At 40.8% G+C, this 22,477-nt stretch carries 23 protein-coding genes, 1 pseudogene and 1 other annotated feature; of the genes and pseudogenes, 8 read left to right on the forward strand and 16 right to left on the reverse strand.

Annotation, left to right across the window (positions count from 1 at the left end; genetic code table 11):
* Positions 1–134: 134 nt before the first annotated feature.
* A complete protein-coding gene (locus tag ACN6NB_RS13675) occupies positions 135–1,322 on the forward strand; it encodes an MFS transporter (RefSeq protein ID WP_039180778.1) in 1,188 nt (395 codons plus the stop codon).
* Positions 1,323–1,332: 10 nt separating this feature from the next.
* Positions 1,333–2,175, forward strand: coding sequence for an aldo/keto reductase (locus ACN6NB_RS13680; RefSeq protein WP_180272432.1), 843 nt, complete (start codon positions 1,333–1,335; stop codon positions 2,173–2,175).
* Between the two features lie 45 nt (positions 2,176–2,220).
* Here the strand turns inward: ACN6NB_RS13680 and ACN6NB_RS13685 are convergent, their stop codons facing one another.
* The 6 genes from ACN6NB_RS13685 to ACN6NB_RS13710 form a co-directional block, all read right to left on the reverse strand.
* Positions 2,221–3,720: an extracellular solute-binding protein gene (locus ACN6NB_RS13685; RefSeq protein WP_039180784.1), complete on the reverse strand. Its 1,500-nt coding sequence runs from the start codon at positions 3,718–3,720 to the stop codon at positions 2,221–2,223.
* Positions 3,721–3,745: 25 nt separating this feature from the next.
* Positions 3,746–4,606: a carbohydrate ABC transporter permease gene (locus tag ACN6NB_RS13690; protein ID WP_106025828.1), complete on the reverse strand. Its 861-nt coding sequence runs from the start codon at positions 4,604–4,606 to the stop codon at positions 3,746–3,748.
* A 219-nt stretch (positions 4,607–4,825) separates the two neighbouring features.
* Positions 4,826–5,578 carry an NAD-dependent epimerase/dehydratase family protein gene (locus tag ACN6NB_RS13695; RefSeq protein ID WP_059375128.1) on the reverse strand — a complete coding sequence of 251 codons (753 nt, stop codon included), beginning with the start codon at positions 5,576–5,578 and terminating at the stop codon, positions 4,826–4,828.
* A gap of 47 nt (positions 5,579–5,625) precedes the next feature.
* Complete coding sequence (locus ACN6NB_RS13700) at positions 5,626–6,528, reverse strand: dienelactone hydrolase family protein (protein ID WP_106025774.1); 903 nt, start codon at positions 6,526–6,528, stop codon at positions 5,626–5,628.
* A gap of 131 nt (positions 6,529–6,659) precedes the next feature.
* Positions 6,660–9,074 (reverse strand): leucine--tRNA ligase, encoded by a 2,415-nt coding sequence (leuS, locus tag ACN6NB_RS13705; RefSeq protein ID WP_039180797.1) that lies wholly within the window; start codon positions 9,072–9,074, stop codon positions 6,660–6,662.
* Positions 9,075–9,171: 97 nt separating this feature from the next.
* Positions 9,172–9,393, reverse strand: a binding site (T-box leader).
* Between the two features lie 103 nt (positions 9,394–9,496).
* Positions 9,497–9,826 (reverse strand): DUF4257 domain-containing protein, encoded by a 330-nt coding sequence (locus tag ACN6NB_RS13710; RefSeq protein WP_228280384.1) that lies wholly within the window; start codon positions 9,824–9,826, stop codon positions 9,497–9,499.
* A 422-nt stretch (positions 9,827–10,248) separates the two neighbouring features.
* Here ACN6NB_RS13710 and ytvA point away from each other — a divergent pair, with 422 nt between their 5' ends.
* The gene (gene ytvA / locus ACN6NB_RS13715; protein ID WP_151284038.1) at positions 10,249–11,052 is read left to right on the forward strand and encodes a YtvA family blue-light photoreceptor; all 804 of its coding nucleotides are present in this window, start codon (positions 10,249–10,251) and stop codon (positions 11,050–11,052) included.
* Between the two features lie 86 nt (positions 11,053–11,138).
* Positions 11,139–11,837 (forward strand): sunset domain-containing protein, encoded by a 699-nt coding sequence (locus ACN6NB_RS13720; RefSeq protein ID WP_474253390.1) that lies wholly within the window; start codon positions 11,139–11,141, stop codon positions 11,835–11,837.
* Between the two features lie 65 nt (positions 11,838–11,902).
* Here the strand turns inward: ACN6NB_RS13720 and ACN6NB_RS13725 are convergent, their stop codons facing one another.
* The 6 genes from ACN6NB_RS13725 to ACN6NB_RS13750 are packed head-to-tail and all read right to left on the reverse strand — an operon-like array spanning position 11,903 to position 16,363.
* Positions 11,903–13,213: an ABC transporter permease gene (locus ACN6NB_RS13725; protein WP_039180812.1), complete on the reverse strand. Its 1,311-nt coding sequence runs from the start codon at positions 13,211–13,213 to the stop codon at positions 11,903–11,905.
* On the reverse strand, positions 13,203–13,901 hold the full coding sequence (locus ACN6NB_RS13730; RefSeq protein ID WP_039180816.1) for an ABC transporter ATP-binding protein: 699 nt from the start codon (positions 13,899–13,901) through the stop codon (positions 13,203–13,205). Before ACN6NB_RS13730 ends, ACN6NB_RS13725 begins: the two co-directional genes overlap by 11 nt.
* Positions 13,902–13,922: 21 nt before the next feature.
* Complete coding sequence (locus ACN6NB_RS13735; RefSeq protein ID WP_474253391.1) at positions 13,923–14,909, reverse strand: ABC-2 transporter permease; 987 nt, start codon at positions 14,907–14,909, stop codon at positions 13,923–13,925.
* Entirely contained in the window at positions 14,903–15,781 is an 879-nt protein-coding gene (locus tag ACN6NB_RS13740) for an ATP-binding cassette domain-containing protein (RefSeq protein WP_039180822.1), read from the reverse strand. The genes ACN6NB_RS13735 and ACN6NB_RS13740 overlap by 7 nt, the downstream gene beginning before the upstream one ends.
* Positions 15,774–16,166 carry a GntR family transcriptional regulator gene (locus tag ACN6NB_RS13745; RefSeq protein ID WP_019743690.1) on the reverse strand — a complete coding sequence of 131 codons (393 nt, stop codon included), beginning with the start codon at positions 16,164–16,166 and terminating at the stop codon, positions 15,774–15,776. The genes ACN6NB_RS13740 and ACN6NB_RS13745 overlap by 8 nt, the downstream gene beginning before the upstream one ends.
* A gap of 17 nt (positions 16,167–16,183) precedes the next feature.
* The gene (locus ACN6NB_RS13750; protein ID WP_039180825.1) at positions 16,184–16,363 is read right to left on the reverse strand and encodes a hypothetical protein; all 180 of its coding nucleotides are present in this window, start codon (positions 16,361–16,363) and stop codon (positions 16,184–16,186) included.
* A gap of 193 nt (positions 16,364–16,556) precedes the next feature.
* Here ACN6NB_RS13750 and ACN6NB_RS13755 point away from each other — a divergent pair.
* A pseudogene (locus tag ACN6NB_RS13755) lies at positions 16,557–17,410 on the forward strand (IS1595 family transposase).
* On the opposite strand, the gene ACN6NB_RS13760 reads toward ACN6NB_RS13755, so the two are convergent.
* Both ACN6NB_RS13760 and ACN6NB_RS13765 read right to left on the reverse strand, forming a co-directional pair.
* Positions 17,407–17,739 carry a hypothetical protein gene (locus ACN6NB_RS13760; protein ID WP_039183270.1) on the reverse strand — a complete coding sequence of 111 codons (333 nt, stop codon included), beginning with the start codon at positions 17,737–17,739 and terminating at the stop codon, positions 17,407–17,409. The pseudogene ACN6NB_RS13755 and the gene ACN6NB_RS13760 overlap by 4 nt on opposite strands.
* A 152-nt stretch (positions 17,740–17,891) precedes the next feature.
* A complete protein-coding gene (locus tag ACN6NB_RS13765; protein WP_039180834.1) occupies positions 17,892–18,167 on the reverse strand; it encodes a YtzC family protein in 276 nt (91 codons plus the stop codon).
* A 152-nt stretch (positions 18,168–18,319) separates the two neighbouring features.
* On the opposite strand from ACN6NB_RS13765, the gene mnmL reads away from it, so the two are divergent.
* Both mnmL and mnmM read left to right on the forward strand, forming a co-directional pair.
* Positions 18,320–19,285 carry a tRNA modification radical SAM protein MnmL/YtqA gene (gene mnmL, locus ACN6NB_RS13770; protein ID WP_017358356.1) on the forward strand — a complete coding sequence of 322 codons (966 nt, stop codon included), beginning with the start codon at positions 18,320–18,322 and terminating at the stop codon, positions 19,283–19,285.
* Complete coding sequence (gene mnmM / locus ACN6NB_RS13775) at positions 19,282–19,854, forward strand: tRNA 5-(aminomethyl)-2-thiouridylate-methyltransferase MnmM (protein ID WP_144516150.1); 573 nt, start codon at positions 19,282–19,284, stop codon at positions 19,852–19,854. Before mnmL ends, mnmM begins: the two co-directional genes overlap by 4 nt.
* A 118-nt stretch (positions 19,855–19,972) precedes the next feature.
* Here the strand turns inward: mnmM and ACN6NB_RS13780 are convergent, their stop codons facing one another.
* Together ACN6NB_RS13780 and ACN6NB_RS13785 are read right to left on the reverse strand one after the other, a co-directional pair.
* Entirely contained in the window at positions 19,973–21,052 is a 1,080-nt protein-coding gene (locus ACN6NB_RS13780) for a tetraprenyl-beta-curcumene synthase family protein (RefSeq protein ID WP_058838193.1), read from the reverse strand.
* Positions 21,053–21,082: 30 nt separating this feature from the next.
* On the reverse strand, positions 21,083–21,862 hold the full coding sequence (locus ACN6NB_RS13785) for an alpha/beta hydrolase (RefSeq protein WP_058838192.1): 780 nt from the start codon (positions 21,860–21,862) through the stop codon (positions 21,083–21,085).
* 45 nt (positions 21,863–21,907) lie between these two features.
* Between ACN6NB_RS13785 and ACN6NB_RS13790 the strand changes: the two genes are divergently transcribed.
* A complete protein-coding gene (locus tag ACN6NB_RS13790) occupies positions 21,908–22,423 on the forward strand; it encodes a gamma carbonic anhydrase (RefSeq protein WP_047203523.1) in 516 nt (171 codons plus the stop codon).
* Positions 22,424–22,477: the final 54 nt, after the last annotated feature.

A 22,477-nucleotide genomic window follows, 5' to 3' on the forward strand; every position in this document is an offset into this window, starting at 1 on the left:
ACGAATAGGCACTTTTTAGTACCTATATTACAAAAAAGTACGTACTTTTTTTTTCGTCATCTATGTTAGATAATAACTCTTGCCGATCGGCTTCGTCTATCAAAATGTCATCACAGAAGGATGTGAACTTACTGATGAAGAACAAGCAAAACCATTTTGCTCTGCTCGCACTAGCGATTAGTGCTTTTGCTATAGGAACAACTGAGTTCATTAGTGTCGGTCTTTTGCCAATGATCTCAGAGGACTTTGGAGTGAGCGTCAGTCAGGCGGGCTGGACTGTCTCTTTATATGCACTTGGTGTGACATTTGGAGCGCCTATATTGACTTCCCTTACTTCCACGATGAAAAGAAAGACATTGCTTTTGCTCATTATGCTCGTCTTTTTGATTGGTAATACACTTGCCACCATTGCCCCGACCTTTTCAGTGCTGTTAATCGGCCGGGTGATTTCAGCCTTGTCCCATGGAATCTTCATGTCCATTGGCTCTACGATTGCTGCAAGCCTTGTCGTGAAAGAAAAACGGGCAAGCGCCATTGCCTTTATGTTCACTGGTTTAACAGTAGCGACTGTGACAGGTGTGCCATTCGGGACATTTCTTGGTCACGAGTTCGGCTGGCGGACATCATTTGGTGTAATTGTGATCATTGGTCTGATCGCACTGATATCCAACTATTTTCTTGTTCCGTCTCAACTAAAGCAGGGTGTGAAAACATCCTTTAAAGATCAAGCTGTCCTATTAAAAACAAAAAGAATCTTACTTTTATTTGTCATTACAGCCACAGGGTATGGAGGAACCTTTGTCGTCTTCACATATTTATCTCCTCTCTTACAGCATGTCACAGGTCTTGCGCCTGGGGCTGTGGCGTTGATCCTGCTTTTATACGGAATCACGATCGCAGCCGGAAATGTCATTGGCGGAAAAGCTGCTAATGCACAGCCAATGAAAGCACTGATCTATATGTTTATTATCCAAAGCATCATCTTGTTTATCCTTAGCTTCACTGCAGGATTCACAGTGTTAGGCATTGGAACCGTCATGCTGATGGGTCTGTTTGCTTTCATGAATGTACCTGGACTGCAAGTAGCCGTCGTTGATTTTGCCGAAAGATACACCCCTGGAGCAGTCGACGTCGCATCTGCTATGAATATCGCTGCCTTTAATGCCGGTATTGCCATTGGCTCATTTTTAGGCGGCATCGTGACAGATTCACTTGGTCTTGTGCATACAGGCTGGGTCGGCGGCATCATGGTCCTCATCGCAGCCATTCTTACGATGATCAGTTATCAAATGGAACAAAAAGAACAAATACAAACCAACTAAAGGAGTTTTTATTATGGAACATTTACAAAGTACAAAAACATTAAACAATGGAGTCCGCATGCCAGGCTTTGGCCTTGGTGTATTCAAGGTGGAAGATGGAGCAGAATTAGTTGATGCTGTCAAAACAGCCATTCAATTAGGCTATCGCAGTATTGATACAGCAGCTATTTATGGAAATGAAGAAGGTGTTGGACGAGGCATACAGCTTGGTTTAGCAGAAACAGGACTGCGCCGCGAGGACATTTTTGTCACATCAAAAGTGTGGAATGCCGATTTAGGATATGAATCTACCCTTCATGCATACGAAGAAAGCTTGAAAAAACTTCAGCTTGACTACCTTGATCTGTATTTAATCCATTGGCCAGTTGAAGGAAAATACAAAGAAGCTTGGCGTGCACTGGAAACCTTGTATCGTGAAGGAAAGGTCAGAGCCATCGGAGTGAGCAACTTCCAGCCGCATCACTTAGACGAGCTATTAAAAGATGCAGAGATCAAACCAGCTATCAATCAAGTAGAATTTCATCCAAAGCTAACGCAGGAAACACTCTATACGTATTTGAACTCTCATGGCATTCAAATGGAAGCTTGGTCACCGCTGATGCAGGGTGAACTGCTGCATCACCCGCTGATCACAGAGCTGGCAGACACGTACAGTAAAACACCTGCTCAAATTATTTTGCGCTGGGATGTACAAAAAGGTGTCATCACCATCCCAAAATCAACGAAAGCACATCGTTTAAAAGAAAACGCTGATATATTTGATTTTGTCTTAACTGATGAGGATATGAAACGTCTTTCTGACTTAAATGAAAACAAACGTATCGGTCCAGATCCAGACAACTTCGACTTTTAATCAAAACACCCCCGCTTTTTTGCTTTGCGGGGGTGTTCCTATTGATCATTTTGATTTTTTAAAGGAAGCCTCATATTCTTCTATGATTTTATTCCCACCATTTGATTTCCATTTCTCTACATCTTTCTGAAATTGATCTTCACTGATGTCTCCAAGAATGAACTTATACGTCGCATCATCGATGATTTTCTTCAATTCGTTTCCACGCTCTGATGCTGTTTCTGAATACAGGCTTTCAGCAGGATTGGCAACGATGATGTTTTTATTGTCTTCTTCTAGCTCTTCATATTTAGAACGAACTGCATCCCCTTTATTTTTCAAGTAACGTTTATCAATTCCTACAAGACTGACAAGTGGCTGGACATCTGTCTGCCAGCCTTTCACTTGGCTTTCTTCCCTGACAAATGTATTTCCTTCTTCTTTCTTATAATGCTGGCCATCGATACCGTACGTCATGAGACCATACACATCTTCTTCAGCAATGCGGTCAAAGAAGGCCAAAATCCGCTTTAATTCTGCCTCTGATTTCACGCTTGTTTTAGGGAATGCGAAGATGCCATTATGACCACCTGATGCCCACACACGTTCTTTGCCATCTGGGCCTTTGATTCGGTTGATAATATCTACTTTCATGTTTTTATCTGTCGCATCATCTCGCAGGTTCACGGCATCTACCATATTTCCAACATAGATGCCTGCTTTTCCTTGTGAGAATAATTCCTGCTGCTGTGTTTTGCTTGTCACTGGGAAGTCTTTGTTGATATAGCCATTATCACGCAGCTTTTTCATGTATTTCATTGTATTCATATATTCATCTGTCATAAAGTCTGGCGTGAATTTCCCGTTTTCTTCTTTCCAGTCTGTAGGCATACCTTCATATGAACCAAGTGTTTTAAATGCTCCATAAATTAAATCGTTCCGATCCGTAAAGCCAATTGTATCCGCTTTTCCGTTTTGATTCGGGTCTTTTTCAGTAAAGGCTTTGGCTACTTCATATAGATCATCCAATGTTTTTGGTGTATCCAAATTTAAATTTTCAAGCCAATCCTTTCGAATGACAATCCCTTGTCTTGAAAGTGGTCTTTCTCTATAGATGCCATAAAGCTTGCCGTCTATAGAGGCGTTTTTATTAATCAGTTCGTTCATCTTACTTAAATTTGGATAATCCTTTAAATACGGACCGACTTCCCAGAACATGCCTGATCTGAACGCATTAATCGCAGACGAATTTTTAATGTCTTGAATCGTCACAATTTGCGGCAAATTCCCTGCTGCAAGTGCGGAATTTAACCGATCTTCCTTCACAGCATCAGGCACCCATGTAATATCAAGCTCTGTATTTGTGAGCTTCTCAATCTCTTTTAAAACGGAATCCTTCGGCGGCTGCTGATGATATAAAATCGCCATCCATGTCAGCTTTACCTTTTTGTCTAAATCAACCTTCTCATCTGATGAGTTTGCCCCTTTACTTGAACATGCTGACAAAATACCGCTTGCTGCAAATAACAGGACAAACGCAATCAGCCATAATTTCTTTCTCCCCATAAGATCCCTCCGTTGTTCCATCTTTTTAACCCTTTACAGAACCTAGTAATGCCCCTTTGTTGAAATGCTTTTGAATAAATGGATAGACAAGCAGAACCGGAATGGTCGCCACAACAATGACAGCCATTTTAATCGTTTGGTCTGGCGGTGGTGTGGATGAGCCCATATCCGACATATCTCCCTGCATTCCGCTTGAGACAATGACAATCTGTCTCAGCAGCACCTGAATCGGCCATTTCACTGAATCATTTAAATACAGAATGGCGGTCATATACGTATTCCAATACGTCACGGCATAAAAAAGTGAAATGGTTGCAATGGCTGGCAAAGAAAGTGGCAGCACAATTTTAAAGAAAATCCCTAAATCGTTACAGCCGTCCATCTTCGCTGATTCCTCAAGACTTGCCGGTATGTTTTGAAAAAAGTTTTTCAAAATGATTAAATTGAACGCATTGATTGCAACCGGTAGAATAAGTGACCAATACGTATCAAGCAGACCAAGTGTTTTCACCACAATAAACGTCGGAATCATACCTCCGCTAAACAGCATCGTGAAGACAACGAGAAACATCAGTGTTCTCCGGCCTTTTAGCTCCTGGCGAGACAGCCCGTATGCCATAAGCGAGGACAAAAACATGCTGACAGCTGTTCCAACAAGCGTCACAAAAATGGACACAATGAGACTGCGATACACAATATCTGTAGAAAAAATGTATCGATATGCCTCTAAAGAAAACGTCGTTGGGAACAAGATAAACTTCTTCGTGATGACCTCTTCTACTGTTGCAAAAGAGGCGGCAATGACATGGATGAACGGAAGCACACAAATTAATGCGAACATGAGTAGAAAAGAGTAATTAAATAAATTGAACAATCGGCCTTTAATAGAACGATCTATGTTCATCACGCCCTTTCTTTGAAAGCGTTATCATTTCAACTGAAAGTAAGCTGCAGCCTGTGACGATATCGTGATTAAAATGTAACAAACGAGGGAAGAAAGCGTCTATAATCATCTTGACAGACCAACTGAATAGATCATGTCAGCCGTGCTTTTATACTCATGAAACAAAAGAATAAGATCATTAGCTCTTGACATGATTATGCCCTATGCCTGATCATTTTCTTCGAGTATTTCCGTCGTATTGACATCTGGTTTGTAGCCTAACTCCTGCTTCGTTTTCTCAGTAGACCATGGCTTTCCTTCATTCTCTGATACAGCATAATAGGTCCCAAAGGGAATATCCGATTCAATCGCTGCCTTTGTCATACCTGCAAGATCCTCATGTGACAGCAGTGTTCTTTTTGTTCTTTGTTTTTTGTGTAATGCCTTCATTTCATCTGTTACAACTGTTCCAATCCGTAAATTGATGACAGACATTCCCGTTTGATCGTGGAACAAACGGCCCAGCTGTTCGGATGCAAATTTTAAAATGCCATATACATTTTTAGTCGCAGGCACATCGTCAGTTGTAATCTGCCGTCCAAGTAAGGAGCGTCCATCCTCTTCATAACGATCCGTCACATGGTTGCTGCTTGCAAAAATGACTTTTCGTATGCCAAGCCGCGCGGCTGAACGAAACATATAATAGGTACTCCTCCAAAAAATATCAGTCATTTTTGCAAATTCTTCATGATCCATCACATCATGCGTCATGTCAATGTTTAGAAGATGCAAGATGACATCTGTATCCCGCGGAATTGCCTCATATACATTCTGTTCATTCGCTGCATCGGCTAAAATGACTCCTTCTACACAGCTCGTCAGATCAATAATCGTGACACTGTATTCAGTAGAGAGCGCTTTTGTTAAAAGGCGTCCAATTACACCGCACCCGCCAATGATGGTGATTTTTTTCATCTGTCTCCTCCTTTCTTTTGACGTAGTATGTCCAAGCGTTTTCTTGATTACAGCCACTTTTTCAAAAATCGTGTCGCCTCGTGACGCATAGCGGCTGTTTCAAAATGACCTGCATGAAGATGGGCAAGCTGATATCGTTCTTTCAATGAAGCAGCTTGATAGGTTTGACTCAATACCTTTTGAATCCTTCCAACGCCTTCAGCAGGCGTGAGCTGATCAAGTTTTCCAACTAAGCTTAAATGCGGTCTTGGAAAAATCATTTCTTGAATGTCCGCTGCTGTAAAATACTTTGCTAATCTCGGTACATAGTAATAAAAGCCATGCCTATCCAAATTGTTCGTTTCAATTAATGTATGATGATCCACCTGTGCGCAAAGATCAATACACACACTTACCCTCTCATCAAGTGCAGCCGTCCACCAGGAAAGGAGACCGCCCATTGACATCCCAAAGACAGCTAACCGGTCCGCCAGTACATCAGATCGAGATAGCAAATAATCAATCGCACACATGCTTTCATACAGCATCATGCCCCACATCACTTTTCCTGTTAAAAGCATTTCCTTAAAAATTTCACTTTCTGTTCTTCCCCTTCTCTCACCAAACCCTGCATGATCAATGGCCAGTACACTATATCCTTTTGACGTAAACTCTTTTGCATATGAAGGCGTTTGCAAATAATGAGCACCCTCTAACAGCTCTTCCTTCCCGTTGACATAATTACCGCCATGAGAGTGCTGAAACAGTACTACGGGTCTTTTTTTCACCGTATCCTTCGGTTTCACGAAATAAGCAGGGACTTCCTCTACGCCATTTATGGAGAGAATGAGTGTTTCCACTACATATGATTCACGTTCCTCCATTTTTAACGTATAAGCCTCCACGCGATGACGTTCTGGCATTTCTCCTAACAGACTGAGCAGTTGTTCACGTTTGTTTTCCTTTTCCATTGACGTCACTCCTCATTTTCTTGATCACCTGTTAAAATACGAGACCGATGCAGGAATCACCTTGTTTTCGACAAAATTATGTCCCGGGAAATAAAGAACACCCACCGGTTAAATACCGATGGGTGTCATCATTAGTTCGCAACAATATTGACAAGCTTCCCAGGAACCGCAATCACTTTACGAATGGTTTTCCCTTCCAGCTGTTCTTTTACTCGTGCATCATTTTTCGCAAGCTCTTCTAACTGCTCCCTTGTTGCATCAGCAGGAACGGTTAATTTTGCTTTCACTTTACCGTTAAGCTGTACGACAATTTCTACTTCATCGTCGACAAGCTTTGACTCATCATATTGAGGCCATGCTTCATAAGAAATAGACCCTTCATGACCAAGTTTATTCCAAAGCTCTTCTGCAAGATGCGGTGCAATTGGAGAAAGAAGCTTTACAAAGCCTTCTGCATATTCTTTCGGCAGTGTATCAGCCTTATAGGCATCGTTGATAAACACCATTAATTGTGAAATGCCTGTATTGAAACGCAAGCCTTCATAATGATCAGTTACCTTCATGACGGTTTCATGATAGCTGCGTTCTAATGCGCCGCCAGATTGCTCTGTCACTTTATCACTGAGTGAGCCATCTTCATTTGTAAATAGACGCCATACACGATCAAGGAAACGACGAGCACCATCAAGTCCTGTTTCAGACCAAGCAATTGACGCATCTAAAGGTCCCATGAACATTTCATAAAGTCGTAATGTATCTGCACCATGAGATTCTACGATATCATCCGGGTTGACCACATTTCCTTTTGATTTACTCATTTTTTCATTGTTTTCCCCAAGAATCATGCCTTGGTTGAACAATTTCATGAAAGGTTCTTTTGTTGGAACAACACCGATATCATACAAGAATTTATGCCAGAAGCGTGCATATAGAAGATGCAGTACAGCGTGTTCTGCTCCGCCGATATACACATCAACTGGAAGCCATTTCTTCAGCTTCTCAGGAGATGCAAGCTCTTCAGAGTTATGAGGATCAATATAACGTAAGAAATACCAGCAGCTTCCTGCCCATTGCGGCATTGTATTCGTTTCACGGCGGCCTTTCTTACCTGTTACAGGATCTACAACCTCAACCCAGTCTTTAATATTGGCTAATGGTGATTCACCTGTACCACTTGGCTTAATCTCAGTCGTCTTAGGCAAGATCAGTGGAAGCTCTTCCTCTGAAACAGCTGAAGATGTTCCGTCCTCCCAATGAATGATTGGAATCGGTTCACCCCAGTAGCGCTGGCGGCTAAATAGCCAGTCTCTTAAACGATATGTGACTTTCTTTTCACCCTTTTGATGTTCTTCAAGCCATGCAATCGCTTTTTCAATCGCCTCTTCTTTTCCTAAGCCATTTAGGAAATCAGAGTTAATGTGCTTTCCATCACCTGTGTAGGCTTCTTTTTCGATGTCTCCGCCTTCTACAACTTCTTTGATTGGAAGATCAAAGGTTTTGGCGAATTCATAATCACGTTCATCATGAGCAGGTACGGCCATAATCGCCCCTGTTCCATAAGTGGCTAACACGTAATCTGCAATCCAGATCGGCATTTTTTCACCATTTAACGGATTGATAGCATATGCCCCTGTGAAAATACCCGTTTTCGTTTTGGCAAGATCTGTCCGCTCTAAATCACTCTTCGATTGAATTTCTTTGATATATGCTTCGACTGCTTCTTTTTGAGTAGCTGATGTAATTTTTTCAACTAGTGCATGTTCTGGAGCAAGCACCGCATAAGTTGCACCAAATAGTGTATCAGGACGCGTTGTAAAAACCGTAAACTGTTCGTTATGCCCTTCTACTTCAAAATGAACGTGCGCACCTTCAGAGCGTCCGATCCAGTTACGCTGCATATCTTTGATGCTTTCAGGCCAATCAATGTCCTCTAAATCTTCTAACAGCCTGTCCGCATATGCTGTAATCTTTAGCATCCACTGCTTCATAGGACGTCTTTCAACAGGATGGCCTCCGCGTTCACTTTTTCCATCAATGACTTCTTCGTTTGCAAGCACTGTGCCAAGCGCTGGGCACCAGTTCACTGGTACTTCATCGATATAGGCCAATCCTTTTTCGTACAATTTTAAGAAAATCCATTGTGTCCATTTGTAGTAATTCGGATCTGTCGTGTTGATTTCTCGATCCCAATCATACGAGAACCCTAGTGATTGAATTTGGCGGCGGAAGTTATTGATGTTCTCTTCTGTAAAGGCCGCCGGGTCATTCCCTGTATCAAGTGCATACTGTTCTGCCGGGAGACCAAATGCGTCCCATCCCATTGGATGAAGAACATCATATCCCTGCATACGTTTCATGCGTGATAAAATATCCGTTGCTGTATAGCCCTCAGGGTGCCCGACATGAAGCCCTGCTCCTGATGGATATGGAAACATATCAAGCGCATAAAACTTCGGTTTATCTTCCGAGTCAGATGTGGCGAATGTTTTATGTGTCAGCCAATAATCCTGCCACTTCTTTTCAATTTCCCGATGCTGAAAACTCAATGTGAAAACCTCCTTTAATATGTACGGCTTTATCTGCTTAGATGACCACTGCAAGAATTCAGATTTTTCTAAAATCAACAAAAAACCCTCATCCCTGGAAAGGGACGAGAGATTTTTTGGTTCCCGCGGTACCACCCTTGTTAGCGTAACATGCTGTTCGTACGCTCACTTAATATCTTTAACGCAGACATGCGACAGAAGCTTTAACGCAACTGCAACTCTGAGGCGAGTTCAGAAGCAGATTTGATTGACTTTCACCAGCCGTCAATTCTCTAAAGACAAATACTGCTTTCCTACTACTCCTCTTCACTGTTCTTATCGTAACCGTCATCTAAGTAGTATTTTATAGAATTATGATCATAAGTGCAAGCAGGTTTGTATACAATGGGAATGTACCCTAGACTAGGGTAAAGTAGAGGATATTATTCGTGTGGAGATCGGTTATGACGGCTGGAGTCTGCATCCTGTGAACGCTGATCTCTTACAAAATCAAAGCTTCGCAGAACTGCTTCTCCTCCGTAACCTGAAATAATTGATAAGATGATCAAGTGCAGACTAGATTCGGGATTTGAGGATAAGACAAGCAGTGTAGCGGCAATCATCCCAACGAGCCAATCTTCAATAAACCCTAAGTAAATAAACTTTTTTGTCATTCTGGGCTTCTCTAGCCTGCCTTTTTTCTTTACGTGACCGAGAATGCCCATGACCCCTCCAATGGCGCAAGCAATAATGACTTGTTGCAGCATTTTCATCACCTTCCTAAAGCCCTTAGAATAGTAAAGCGACTTCAGGCTGTCCAGCCCCCTGTAATGCCATTCTGCTGTTCCGTCATAATCCATGTAAAAGGTCTATTCTCTCTAACGAAGAAAAAAAGCTTGTTTCTTCCATTATATGTGAATGACCTAAAAACAATCTTGATGCATTGGAATCATTTTTACCTAATCCATATTAACTATTTTTGTCATTTTATGAATGTTGAGTAATTGATTCCTTCTTTTTCTAATGAAAAGTCTCCTTACTTACTCTATTCTAATGGAGGACAAACTATGATGACAAATTTAACAAAGCGTTTGCAATCGTTGAAACAGAACATATGTTATGTTACGTTTATAAGGATTCATTTGGTTGAAAAGACAACCATTTGATATGTCTTATAGCAGCAAAGGAGGGTAATATGGTCAGCTCGAACATTTTCGGCTTGCAAAAACAGCTTGAACTCATCAAAAAAGCGCTGGATCATGCGCGCATCGGTGTTGTCATTACAGACCCTTCCTTAGAGGATAACCCTATCGTTTATGTGAATCATGGCTTTACACAAATGACTGGATACAAACCAGATGAGATTCTTGGGCGTAATTGTCGATTCCTTCAAGGAAAAGACACGGATCAAAAGCAGCTTGCTTTAATTCGTCATGGAATTCAAAACAAAACACCTATTACCACACAGCTAAAAAATTATAAAAAAGACGGCACTTTTTTTTGGAATGAACTCAATATAGATCCTCTATACATTGAACAAGATGACAAAACATTTTTCATTGGTTTTCAAAAGGATATTACGAAACAGAAAGAATATGAACAGCTCCTAGAAGATTCCTTACAGGAAGTCACCTCTCTTTCGACGCCAATCGTCCCAATCAAAAATGGTGTATCTGCCCTTCCGCTTATCGGGAAATTATCTGAAGAGCGCTTTGATGCCATTGTCGCTAAGTTAACCTGTATATTAGATGATTCAAAGGATGATTATTTAATTGTCGACCTTTCTGGTTTAATAGAAGTCGATGATTCCGTCGCAGCACGCATTTTCAAACTGCATCATCTTCTCAATCTAACGGGAACCGAACTAATCATCACTGGAATCAAACCGCAGCTTGCGATGAAAATGAAAGACCTCGATACAGATTTCCAGAATACGATCACTTATTTGACAGTAAAAGAAGCCATAAAAGGATTAACATTAGCTGAAAACCCTGTGTAAACAGGGTTTTTTTAGTTGAACCGCTTCCCAAAATGGAAAAATGAGGTATGATAGGTGTAAATAGCAATTTAGGGGGGCTGTTAGATATGTTGTTACTCATCATAGGTCTTTTATGTGTCTGTTTTGCCATCGGATATGCCGTCAATTTCTTCTTACTCAAACGCAAGAACGAGCTGATTTTTTCAAAGAAACTATTCTATCCTTTTTTGATCATTGGTCTCTTCTTTTCCATTATGTCATTACCGCTTGCTGCTGCAAATTCACCAAAAGCACAAGCCGATCCATCTTCCGAACAGCTTTTAAAGGATCAAAAGGAGCTCTCAGCTGACATTTCGAGCTTAAAAGCTGATAAAGAGTCGCTTACCTCCTCTTTAGAAGACGCGGAGAAGGAAAAAGAAAAGCTGGAAAAAAAGCTAGAAACGATCACCTCAGAAAAAGAAACGGTCAAACAGCAAGAAAAGACCATTCAATCGCTTGAAGAGAAAATAGACAAGCTTACCTCCAGCAATGAAACACTTAAACAAGAAAACAAGAATAGTAGCAGCGATACGAAATCTTCCACCGTCCAGCGATCTGCTCCTAAAGATGAAGGAAAAAGCACAGGCGGTCATGAATCACAAAAGGAAACAAAAAAAGAATCAGCTGCCTGTAACATTAAAGGGAGTGTCAACGGTATTTATCACACATTAAGCAGCAGATACTACTCTAGAACAAAGAATGTAACCAAAATGTTCTGCTCCGTAGAAGAGGCTGAGCGTGCCGGATACAGGGCACCTAAGCAATAGCGATGTTTAATTAAGATTAAAAAGAACCTCCTGAGCGCCCAATCGGGTTTTCAGGAGGTTCTTTTTTAAATTTCTCTTCTTAAAGCTGATAATACATTCGTTTTTGTTGCCTTACGTGCCGGGTTCAGCCCTGAGATGATCGCTACCCCTGCGCTGATCACTGTTGCTGTAATCACAAGGCTAAGCGGAATATAGGAAAAAGTAATCGAGAATTGATCGCTTGATCCTCCCTCAGACATGGACGACAAAATGGCTGGGATGATTAAATTAACGGCGAAACTAATCAAATATGAGATGATAATACCGATGATTGATCCGATGACTCCAATATAAGCACTTTCCATTAAGAACATTCGCTTGATAATGGATGGATTCGCGCCAATGGCTTTCATAATCCCAATCTCTTGTGTTCGCTCTGTTACCGCCATGGTCATCGTATTGAAAATACCGATGGCAGAAATAATGACTGCAATACATCCGACAAAAATAAGTCCAATTTTGAAGACTGTAAAGAACATAGCCATTCCTTCTAGCTGATTCGTCACAGAGATGACTTGGTAGCCTTCATCTGTTAGTTTATCCGTGAGTGCACCGACATTGTCGAATTTATCTGCATAAACAGAGGTCATTTTCTCGACATTTCCTGCTTCAGGAGACAGGTCGAGTATTTGGCCAAATTCTTTTTCATAAGCATTCGGAATCAGAATTTTATGATCCTCCTGCCACTCCAAATTCGGCTTTTTCAAAACACCTACTACACGGAAATCAAATGTTTTTTCTTTGACGACTTCATTTTCTTCATTTAGTTTTGGCACTTTGATTTGAATCACTTTATTTAAAATATCCTTCGTGTAGCCTTTAGGCTCCTTCGGTGTTTCTTCACCATTTGACGTCTGATTTAATTCTTTTTCATAGGCTTCGCGTTCTTTTTTTGTCCACAGTTGCTGCGCCATATGATACCCAACCACAATTTCGTTCGCTGACGTTGGGACTTTTCCTCGGTCTAGTTCAAGCCCTGCTTCTTTTTCTTCTTTCATATCGGTCAAAGCAGCCTGCGTTTCACTTGAACGGTTATCGAGCTCGACGTTAACCGATGGAATGATCGATGTTCTTGAGACAACAGATTTTACATGATCATATTTCTTTAAATCATCAATCTTGACGTCTCCTTTTTCTTTTCCTAACACTTTAATTTCTGTGATGATTTGCTGCTTCATAATTTCATCTTGAGCTGATTTTTGCAAACCAAAACCGACAGACGCTAAAACGATTAAGAAAGAGCATGCCATTGTCGTCGCAAGAATGGTCATAAACACACGCAATCTATTTTTCTTCATGTTTCTTCTTATGAATTTGACCTGATCTCTAAATTTCAATGGATTGTTCCCCTTTCTTTAATACACCATCGTGAAGCTGGAACGTTGTGTCTGCGATTGAAGCGACTTCATCGTCATGTGTAATGATGACGAATGTAATTCCTTTTTCACGATTGAGCTGCTGGATAAAGGCTAGAATTTCTCCTTCAGTTTCTGAATCGAGACTCCCTGTTGGTTCATCCGCTAAAATAATAGATGGATTTAAAATCAAGGCTCTTGCAATACTCACACGCTGCTGCTGTCCGCCTGACAGCTCATTTGGGTAATGTCCTGCGTGATGTTCAAGACCTACTCGTTTCAGCATTTCTTTTACTTTCTCTTTTCGTTCAGACGGCTTCACACCTTTTAAAGTGAGCGGAAGTTCAACATTCTCATACGTTGTTAAGCTCCCAATCAACTGAAAGCTTTGAAAGATAAAGCCAAAGTGGTCTAAGCGAAAGTCTGCCCATTCTTTTTCATTAAAGCCAGTGACATTGGTGCCATCAATGGTAATTTGTCCACTCGTTGGCGTAATATAACCTGATATTAAGTTCAACAAAGTCGATTTCCCTGAACCACTTCGTCCAACAATACAAGCAATATCGCCTCTTTTAATGGACAGGTCAATCCCTTTTAGTACAGGAATTTCATTTTCCCTGCCTTTTTTACCAATTTTAAATACATGATCTAATGCTTGAATCTGAATCATCTCTACTCCCCTGCTCTCTGTTTATCTTTTTCGATAGATTAAGAAATAACTCGTTAGTGCGCCCACAGCTCCACCGATGAGCATGCCAGCAATATAACCAAATATGGAATTATCTGAAGCAAATCCAAACCACCCAAACCCTAGAACACCGAAGACAATGACCATAATCTGAATCGGTCTATCCATATTTGAGTAAAGGAAGAAGCGGCCATTTCTTTCAATTGGATGTTTTATAAAGCTAATTAAGCCAATTAGATAGAACAGAACCATCATGACAATAGGTATAATGAATTCTTCACCCGTGAACCAATAAGGATAATCGGGTTGGAAAGGGTGCGTTGTAATATAAGTAATTGGAGACATAGGCACTAACAAATACGTGAAGCTCTTATCTACCCAACTACCACTTGTCTTGATGATAATATCTAAATGAAGAAGCGGTAATCCGATCACTAAAAAGGGTAAAGTAGCTGTGCTGAACCCAACAATTGCTTGTGAAATGGAACTTCCAGTTAAAGTACCCGCTGCAAAAAATAAACTATAAAACATCAAGGAGGTGACAAGCGAAATGACATAACCGTTATGAAAACCAGATGTTTCCAACGGATTAAGTCCTAAAATAAGTAAATAGGTAAGAATAAAAGAAACGGCATGAACGACTGCAATGATTCCAACACCTAAGAAAAACTTTGTGTGATAAATTGCACTTCTGCTAAACGGTAAAGATAAGGTAAAGTCCATGTGCCCTTTATTTCTCTCAAATCCCAGCTGAATGACAGCAAAGAAGAGCCCCATTAACCAAGAAAGGGAGAGGAAAGCATCTGTATTAAAGAAATATGAAAAACGCGGTGAATCGACAATACACTCTGTATCGTTTAGACACGTTTGAAAAGAAGAATATTCCATTAAGAATGCGAAGGGTGTCGCAAGCGTAGCAACGAGCATCACTAAAATGAATGTCAGCTCAGACTGCTTCCACTCCTTATATAATAATTGCCGCTTTACCATCTGCGTTTCCCTCCAAACTTCGCAATGAATACTTCTTCTAAATTCACAGGCAGTTCATGCCATACTTTTGGCTTTAGTGACTTCAAGTACTCTTTAGCCTCCACGTCGGTTTTAAGAACAAGCGCTGTATAGAAAACGCCCGCTTGATCCAAAATCGCAACGCCATTTTTACGAATACTTAAGTTCATATCTTCTTCAAAGGCCATTTGGATTTTGACATAGTCATCCTTTAATTCATCTAAATCCATGACACTTGTGAGTTCATTTCCTTCTAAAAATCCGATTCGATTACACATACGCTCAATGTCTTCTAAACGGTGAGATGTAATGAGAATCGATGTTTCACGTTCTGCCACTTCGTCGATCATGAGCTGAAGCACATCATTTCTTGTCACAGCGTCGATTCCATCAGTCGGCTCATCCAATAAAATGACCGCTGGTTTGATCGCAAAGCTTAAAATGAGCGACAGCTGTTTCTTTAATCCTGTCGACAATTCACGATATTTCACTTTTTCCGGGATCTCATACCGGTTCACAAGCTCATTGGCATATGTCACGTCAAACTTTGGATACAGTTGTTTTAAAAGCTTTACAAGCTGTCCATAATTGTACCTGTCAAAGTAAGGATTTACGACCGGCATATATACAATATTTTGCTTGACTAGCGGGTGGTCTTTCACCAGCACGTCTTTGAAATAAATCTCTCCTTCATCCGGAAGAAGAATTTGCTGTATCAATCGGAGAAGCGTTGTTTTTCCAGAGCCATTCCGCCCTAACAGACCGAAGATCTCACCTTTTCCTATTTTGAAGGAAACGTCACTGAGGACTTGGCGTCCATTTAAAGTTTTTGATACATTTCTGACCTCAATCAACTTGTTTTCCTCCTTTAAGACTTGAGCCGATCTCTTCTAGCCATTCCTTCAGTTGATGAATATCAATACCGGCATAATGAGCTTCTATGATGAGTTGTCTTAACTGTTCTTTCATCTCGAGCACCTTCCCTTCATTCAGCTTTAACTGAGCACCTTCTGTTACATACGTACCACGGCCTCTTAGCGTTTCAATAATCCCTTCCCGTTCAAGTTCTTTATACGCTTTGCTGACGGTGTTTGGGTTGGCAATAATAATGGTGGCGAGCTCTCTGACAGAGGGCAGTTTGTCACCTGGCTTCATCACGCCTTTTAAACATAAAATTTTGAGCTGCTCAATGATTTGTTCATATATTGGCGCAGCGCTTCTTGGATCTATTTGGATCATGATGGCTCCCTCTTTCCTCATTCATGCTTTTGCAGTCCTATCGCTTGTTCATGTCCTTGCATTAAAGGGACCGAATTGGGTATCAAATCTTTTTGAACTTCAAAACCAATGAAAACGAGAACGAAAAAAAATGTACATGCTAACGCAACAGCCAGCACCATCCACTTCAAATTGATTGGCTTTTTTTCTTTTTTCATGGTTGAACACCTTTCTTCACTTTTTAAGTGTCTGTAGTGTATTAGTTGATGTAGTACACTTAATACAATATAGACACTTAATTGAAAAGTCAAGAGACTCTAGAAAAAAATAGGCTGTTTTCGTAAAGATTGTTGCTCTCTTGATTATACTGTTAAAAGGTTGTTACAGTGGGCATTCGGGAGGCGTTTAAGTATGTGGGAAAATGTTTATGAAGAGTTCAGCAATTTAACCAAATCAGAGCAATTAGCCTTGTTTAACGTAATGAAACAAGACTTGTTTCCAGACGAACCAGATAAAATGACAAAACTACTTAAAAGCATTCGTGAAGCCAGATTTGCTTCTGGTTTATGGTTGTACCCAAAATTGCTGAACGCCTTAAAATACACATTTCCGCCGCATTTTATTGGAGACATAAAATCTTGAACGCATCAGGCAGTTTCGGATTTAATCAACTTTAAGGTATCGTTGAAAGTGATGAAACTTTCTTTCGTGAGTCTATGAAGGGGCGAGAAATCACCCATAGAAAAGCCAAAAAGCGTGGAGAAAAGGACGAAAAGAGAGGTATTTCTAACCTTAAAATGCTGTTGTCGTAGCACAAGACCGTAATGGAAGTGTAATTGCTCGTAAGGCAGGAACAGATCGTGTTAAAGCAGAAGGGTGAGTATATTCACCCTTCTGCTTTGCTATGCACTGAAACAGCAACAAATTATAAAAAGTTCGCAAAGATAACAGGATTACAACATGAACAGTCAATGAGCGTCAAAAACAGCGTGTAAAGAAGTGGATTTACCACATTTAACACGTTAATAATTTTTCATAATCGCCTGTAAAAGTGGATGGAGCGTTCTCAAGGAGTTGCAACAAAATATTTGGACAACTACCTCTACTGGTTCCGATGGCTTGATAAGGAAAAGAATTTAGCATTTGAAAAACGAGTAGAGCAAAGGCTTGTTTTAGCGTGTCAAAAATCTAATTATAGTACAGTTGAGATGTTGAGAAGTGCAATAATAAAAGACCCCAATATTAAGGTCTCTACAAGGTTTTAATTAGATACTATTACTTGGTTTTTGGACTTGCTTTTGAACAGGATTAGCACCCACCATACTAATAAAAATATATAGCCTATAACTGTATAGATAGACCAAACTGCCCCCTGTTGCAATTGACTAAATAAGTGTTCAAATTCATTCATTCCTTCTACTCTACCAATGCTATTTATCAGGCTAATAATCGGAATTGTAACAGTAAATACAATGGTTAGAATGGACAATCCCCTATGTTTATTTTTCACAACACTGAATATTGCAGTTCCAAATGTTGCTAAGAAAAACAAGTAATATAATGCCCAAAACCAATTAGGAAGGGTCTCCAACATTTTTTCTACCCCCTTGATTAAAGATATTTGCAATTTCTTTATATAACATATTTTAACAGAATAAAAACCAATTACAAATATATATCCAAAAACAACAATCTTTGCGAAAACATCCAAAAAATAAAACAGACCCTTTAAGAAGGATCTGTTCATCAAACATTATCGTAAGAAATTCCTAATATCATTTGGTTTTGCAAGCTCTGAATTTGAACACGCGCCCTGTCTAACCGTTCTCTTTGCTGGTCATTGGCGACATCTTTTAATTTTTCTAATTCGTTGACCGTATTCTCAAGCATGAGCTGTGCTTTAGAAAATTCTTCCTCATTATAATGTTCCTGTCGTGAGCTCAAATCAAATTGCTCACTTGCAAACTCAAGGGTTTCAGTACTTTTTTGGATAAATTCATCGATCGACTGCCTTGTTGCCATCTTACATTCCCTCCATTTCATCATCGCTCCCGCCTATTTTGCCCATGTAAAGCTTTTTCACTAAAGAAAATGTTGGACAGATTCAATTGTCCTCCTTCGTGATTTTTGTTAAACTTTAAGGATGCCTATTATTACGCAAGGAGGTTACTGACTTGGATCAGCATAACCCTTTTTTATATTCAAACAGCGAAAAACGTTATCACACATGGAACTACCATTTGCGTGAACACTTTGGTCATAAAGTATTTAAAGTAGCCTTAGACGGCGGCTTTGACTGCCCAAACCGTGATGGTACCGTAGCCCACGGCGGCTGTACATTTTGCAGTGCCGCTGGTTCTGGTGATTTTGCAGGAAACCGGGCTGATGATCTCATCACTCAATTTAATGAAATCAAAGACCGGATGCATACAAAATGGAAAGACGGAAAATACATGGCGTATTTTCAGGCGTATACAAACACACACGCGCCGCTTCCTGTCCTAAAAGAAAAATATGAAACCGTCATGAACCTGGATGGTGTCGTAGGTCTATCCATTGCAACAAGACCTGACTGTCTGCCGGATGACGTAGTGGAATATTTAGCCGAATTAAACGAACGCACTTACCTATGGGTAGAGCTCGGTCTTCAAACGGTACATGAACGGACAGCGATGCTCATTAACCGTGCTCATGATTATGAATGCTACGTTGAAGGTGTAGAAAAGCTGAGAAAACACGGAATTCGTGTCTGCTCGCATATTATCAACGGATTGCCTCTTGAAAACCGGGACATGATGATGGAAACAGCAAAAGCTGTTGCGGATTTAGATGTGCAAGGAATTAAAATTCATTTGCTTCACCTTTTAAAAGGGACCCCAATGGTTAAGCAATACGAAAAAGGAAAGCTTGAGTTTTTAAGTCAGGAGGAATATGTTCAGCTTGTTTGTGATCAGCTGGAGATTCTGCCGCCAGAAATGATTATTCATCGTATTACAGGAGACGGCCCAATTGAATTAATGGTTGGTCCAATGTGGAGTGTAAACAAGTGGGAAGTACTAAATGCCATTAATGCTGAGCTTGAAAGACGTAACAGCTACCAAGGGAAACGTTTCGTCAGATTGGAAGAAGCAGCAAAATGATTTTGAAACGCATGCTTCCTTTTAGTAAAGAGCTGTTAGAACGTGCGTGTCAAAAAGGCGACATCGTCATAGATGCAACAATGGGGAACGGCCACGATACACTCTATTTAGCTGACCTTGTAGGAACTGATGGACAAGTGTTTGCATTCGACGTGCAAGAGGAAGCCTTGCAGCAGACAAGCAAAAGGCTTGGCGATCAATATCCTTACGTTAATCTGATCCATGATGGACATGAAAAACTGGCGGATCATCTGCCGAAGGACGTTTATGGACATATATCTGGTGCAGTGTTTAACCTTGGGTATCTACCTGGAGGCGATAAAGCCGTTACTACTCAGGCGCATACAACCATTGAAGCGATTAAACAACTCCTCGAATGGCTCAAACCCGGAGGACTGATCGTCCTTGTGATCTACCATGGACATCCCGAAGGTAAAAGAGAAAAAGAAGTACTTCTCGACTATTGCAGATCACTGTCTCATGAAGAAGTACAAGTTTTATCATATCAATACATGAATATTCAAAACGACCCGCCTTTTGTGGTCGCCATTGAAAAAAAGCTAAAATGATGTGCATTTTAGCTTTTTTTCTTCTTTTCAGCGTGATAGAAAACCTTTGCAGACCTGACACCGAATGCGAGGGTTTGTCTACACGCTAAAGCTCAAATCCTAATGGATTTGAGCTTTTTTATGATGATTTCATCCAAGGCATTTTCTGATAGGTCCGATAGGCTCTTCCGTTAATATAGAAAAAGAACGATGTTTTCCCGCTTGATTTGATCAGCCTTTTTGCCAGCTTGTTCATCTCTTTTTGGGCTGTCACTTTTTCATCGGACAAATAGACCGCGAGTAATCCTCTGTTAATCAATTTGTGAAAGTTCTCATGCGGAATGCCTTTCAGCTGCTCATCCGCTTTTTCGATAAAATGCTGTAGTCTATCCATCATCTCATGATGAGAGTCATAGTATGAGCAAAAGTTCAGATCTCCCCCAAGCCGGTCCTCTTCTTGGTCAATTAAATAATCGAGTAAAATGTGCAGACCTTGAATATAAGGGAAATAGCTTTCGTATATTTGTTTCGCCTGCTTTTCTGTAAAATCAGGCTGCAGCGCATACGCCACAAGACAGAATATCCCTAACGTCGATCCCGCACAAGCTGAAAATTCATACCATTCCATCTTCGGCAAATCCTTTTCATATTGGCGGAACCACGACTCTAGCCTTGGCACACGCTCATGAGGAACAACGTGCTTATGTACTTGCAGATCACTATAGTAATCACACAGCGTGTGTAAATATGGCTGAATGATTGGATAATGCTCAACGCGCGCAAGCACGTCTTGACATGTGCGGACAAGCGCATGTAAGTATCCATGATCCTCTTGATCCTCACGGAATTGATAGTATGGCTTGAGCTCAGCATGAATATCAAGCGCATCTCTCATCGCTTGATGCAGCATATGAAAATCCTTTGGATCAAGCGACGTGCTGCGGTCACATAGGTTATCTAAGTAATCACTGATGGTTTGATATGCCACGATGAATTCAATACACGTTTCTTTTTCTTCACCTGCTAGAAGAGATAAAATACCTCCGCCTTCACAGTGAAACGTTTTACTAGATATGCTCGCTAGTGCCTGCGTTCTCAGTTCTTCATTTTCAATCATTTCTGCATGAGCCCGCCACTTTTTCAGCTCCTGATGAACAAGCGGAAAAATATCTTTATACACCTTTGTCATCAGTGCAAAAGGACGCTCTGGTACTGACAAATCACTCCACCCCCAACTTAAAGCTCACAATCAAATATATTGATCTGTAAAGGCTCTTGCCGCCTTAAACACATCTTCTCTTTCCGGTTCATTAAAAATTTCGTGATACAGCTCTTCCCATTCACGGTATGATTTATTGGTTGATTCTATACCATTGAACCATTTGATCACCCTCGTTTTATCCACGATCTTATCATCGCCCGCCTGCATTAAAAGGAGCGGGATCGATTTAAAGACATTCGTCGGCTGCATCGCCGCATCGATATTTTTGATCAGCTCTCGATACCAGCGAACCGACACCTTTGTCACGTAAAGAGAATCATTTGAGTCTGCCTCAATGACCGCCTGATTTCGTGTCGCTAGTTCAATCGACAGCCCTGACTCCACTTTAAAAGACGGTGCCAGCATATTTAGACCTTTTGACGCAAAATCCATCAGCTTCTTCGGTTTAAATTGCAGACCTAAACAAGGTGATGATAAAATAAGGCCATTCAACTTCGTATGGGTATACTGCTTCATCCACTCAATTGAAATGAGTCCACCCATACTGTGTCCAAGTAAAAATGTAGGAAGCCTGAATGATTTCGCATGTTCAATCCATTCATCGACTGTATCAATGTATTCTTGAAATGAACGAATGTGGCCTCGCGCACGTGTCGATGTGCCTTGCCCAGGCAAGTCACCCATGACGACGTGATAGCCTGCATTCCGCCACATTTCAATCAGCCATTTATATCGGCCGTGATATTCACTCGCACCATGTACTATCACAATTGTACCAACTGGTCTTTCAGCATGCCAAGTCCACAAAGTAAACACCTCACAAATGTTGTATTAAGAAAGGAAGTCGAAAAAGTGATTTATCCATATCATCAGTTTACACCTGAGATTCATGAATCGGTCTTTGTCGCAGAAAACGCCACCATTACCGGTGATGTCACAATTGGAGAATATTCGAGCGTGTGGTTCCAAACTGTCATCAGAGGCGATGTCGCACCTGTGAGAATTGGAAAGAACGTCAACATTCAAGATTTATCGTGCCTGCATCAAAGTCCTGGAAAAACACTTCTTATTGAAGATGGTGCTACCATTGGACACCAAGTCACATTACATAGCTCAATCATTCGAAAAAATGCCCTCATTGGCATGGGGTCCATCATTCTCGATGGTGCGGAGATCGGCGAAGGCGCCTTTATCGGTGCAGGAAGTCTTGTCCCTCAAGGCAAGGTCATCCCAAAAGGATCACTCGCTTTTGGCCGTCCAGCCAAAGTCGTTCGGCTCTTAACAGATGAAGATATTCAAGACATGGACCGAATCCGCAGAGAATATGTAGAAAAAGGACAATACTATCGTTCCCTTTTATCTCGTTAACATCATACGTGTATCTTCACTTTATCATGTTTTTTTCAGGATATTAAGCAATAA

This window comes from Bacillus sp. 11B20, assembly GCF_056098985.1.

Coding starts and splice junctions, on each gene's coding strand:
- ACN6NB_RS13745 (WP_019743690.1), bottom strand. CDS start 16,166: ATGATCCAAATAGATCCAAGAAGCGCTGCGCCAATATATGAACAAATC.
- ACN6NB_RS13730 (WP_039180816.1), bottom strand. CDS start 13,901: ATGATTCAGATTCAAGCATTAGATCATGTATTTAAAATTGGTAAAAAA.
- ACN6NB_RS13720 (WP_474253390.1), top strand. CDS start 11,139: ATGTTGTTACTCATCATAGGTCTTTTATGTGTCTGTTTTGCCATCGGA.
- ACN6NB_RS13735 (WP_474253391.1), bottom strand. CDS start 14,909: ATGGTAAAGCGGCAATTATTATATAAGGAGTGGAAGCAGTCTGAGCTG.
- ACN6NB_RS13695 (WP_059375128.1), bottom strand. CDS start 5,578: ATGAAAAAAATCACCATCATTGGCGGGTGCGGTGTAATTGGACGCCTT.
- ACN6NB_RS13700 (WP_106025774.1), bottom strand. CDS start 6,528: ATGGAAAAGGAAAACAAACGTGAACAACTGCTCAGTCTGTTAGGAGAA.
- ACN6NB_RS13685 (WP_039180784.1), bottom strand. CDS start 3,720: ATGGGGAGAAAGAAATTATGGCTGATTGCGTTTGTCCTGTTATTTGCA.
- ACN6NB_RS13765 (WP_039180834.1), bottom strand. CDS start 18,167: ATGGCAACAAGGCAGTCGATCGATGAATTTATCCAAAAAAGTACTGAA.
- ACN6NB_RS13760 (WP_039183270.1), bottom strand. CDS start 17,739: ATGTTGGAGACCCTTCCTAATTGGTTTTGGGCATTATATTACTTGTTT.
- ACN6NB_RS13750 (WP_039180825.1), bottom strand. CDS start 16,363: ATGAAAAAAGAAAAAAAGCCAATCAATTTGAAGTGGATGGTGCTGGCT.
- ytvA (WP_151284038.1), top strand. CDS start 10,249: ATGGTCAGCTCGAACATTTTCGGCTTGCAAAAACAGCTTGAACTCATC.
- mnmM (WP_144516150.1), top strand. CDS start 19,282: ATGATTTTGAAACGCATGCTTCCTTTTAGTAAAGAGCTGTTAGAACGT.
- ACN6NB_RS13675 (WP_039180778.1), top strand. CDS start 135: ATGAAGAACAAGCAAAACCATTTTGCTCTGCTCGCACTAGCGATTAGT.
- ACN6NB_RS13710 (WP_228280384.1), bottom strand. CDS start 9,826: ATGAAAATGCTGCAACAAGTCATTATTGCTTGCGCCATTGGAGGGGTC.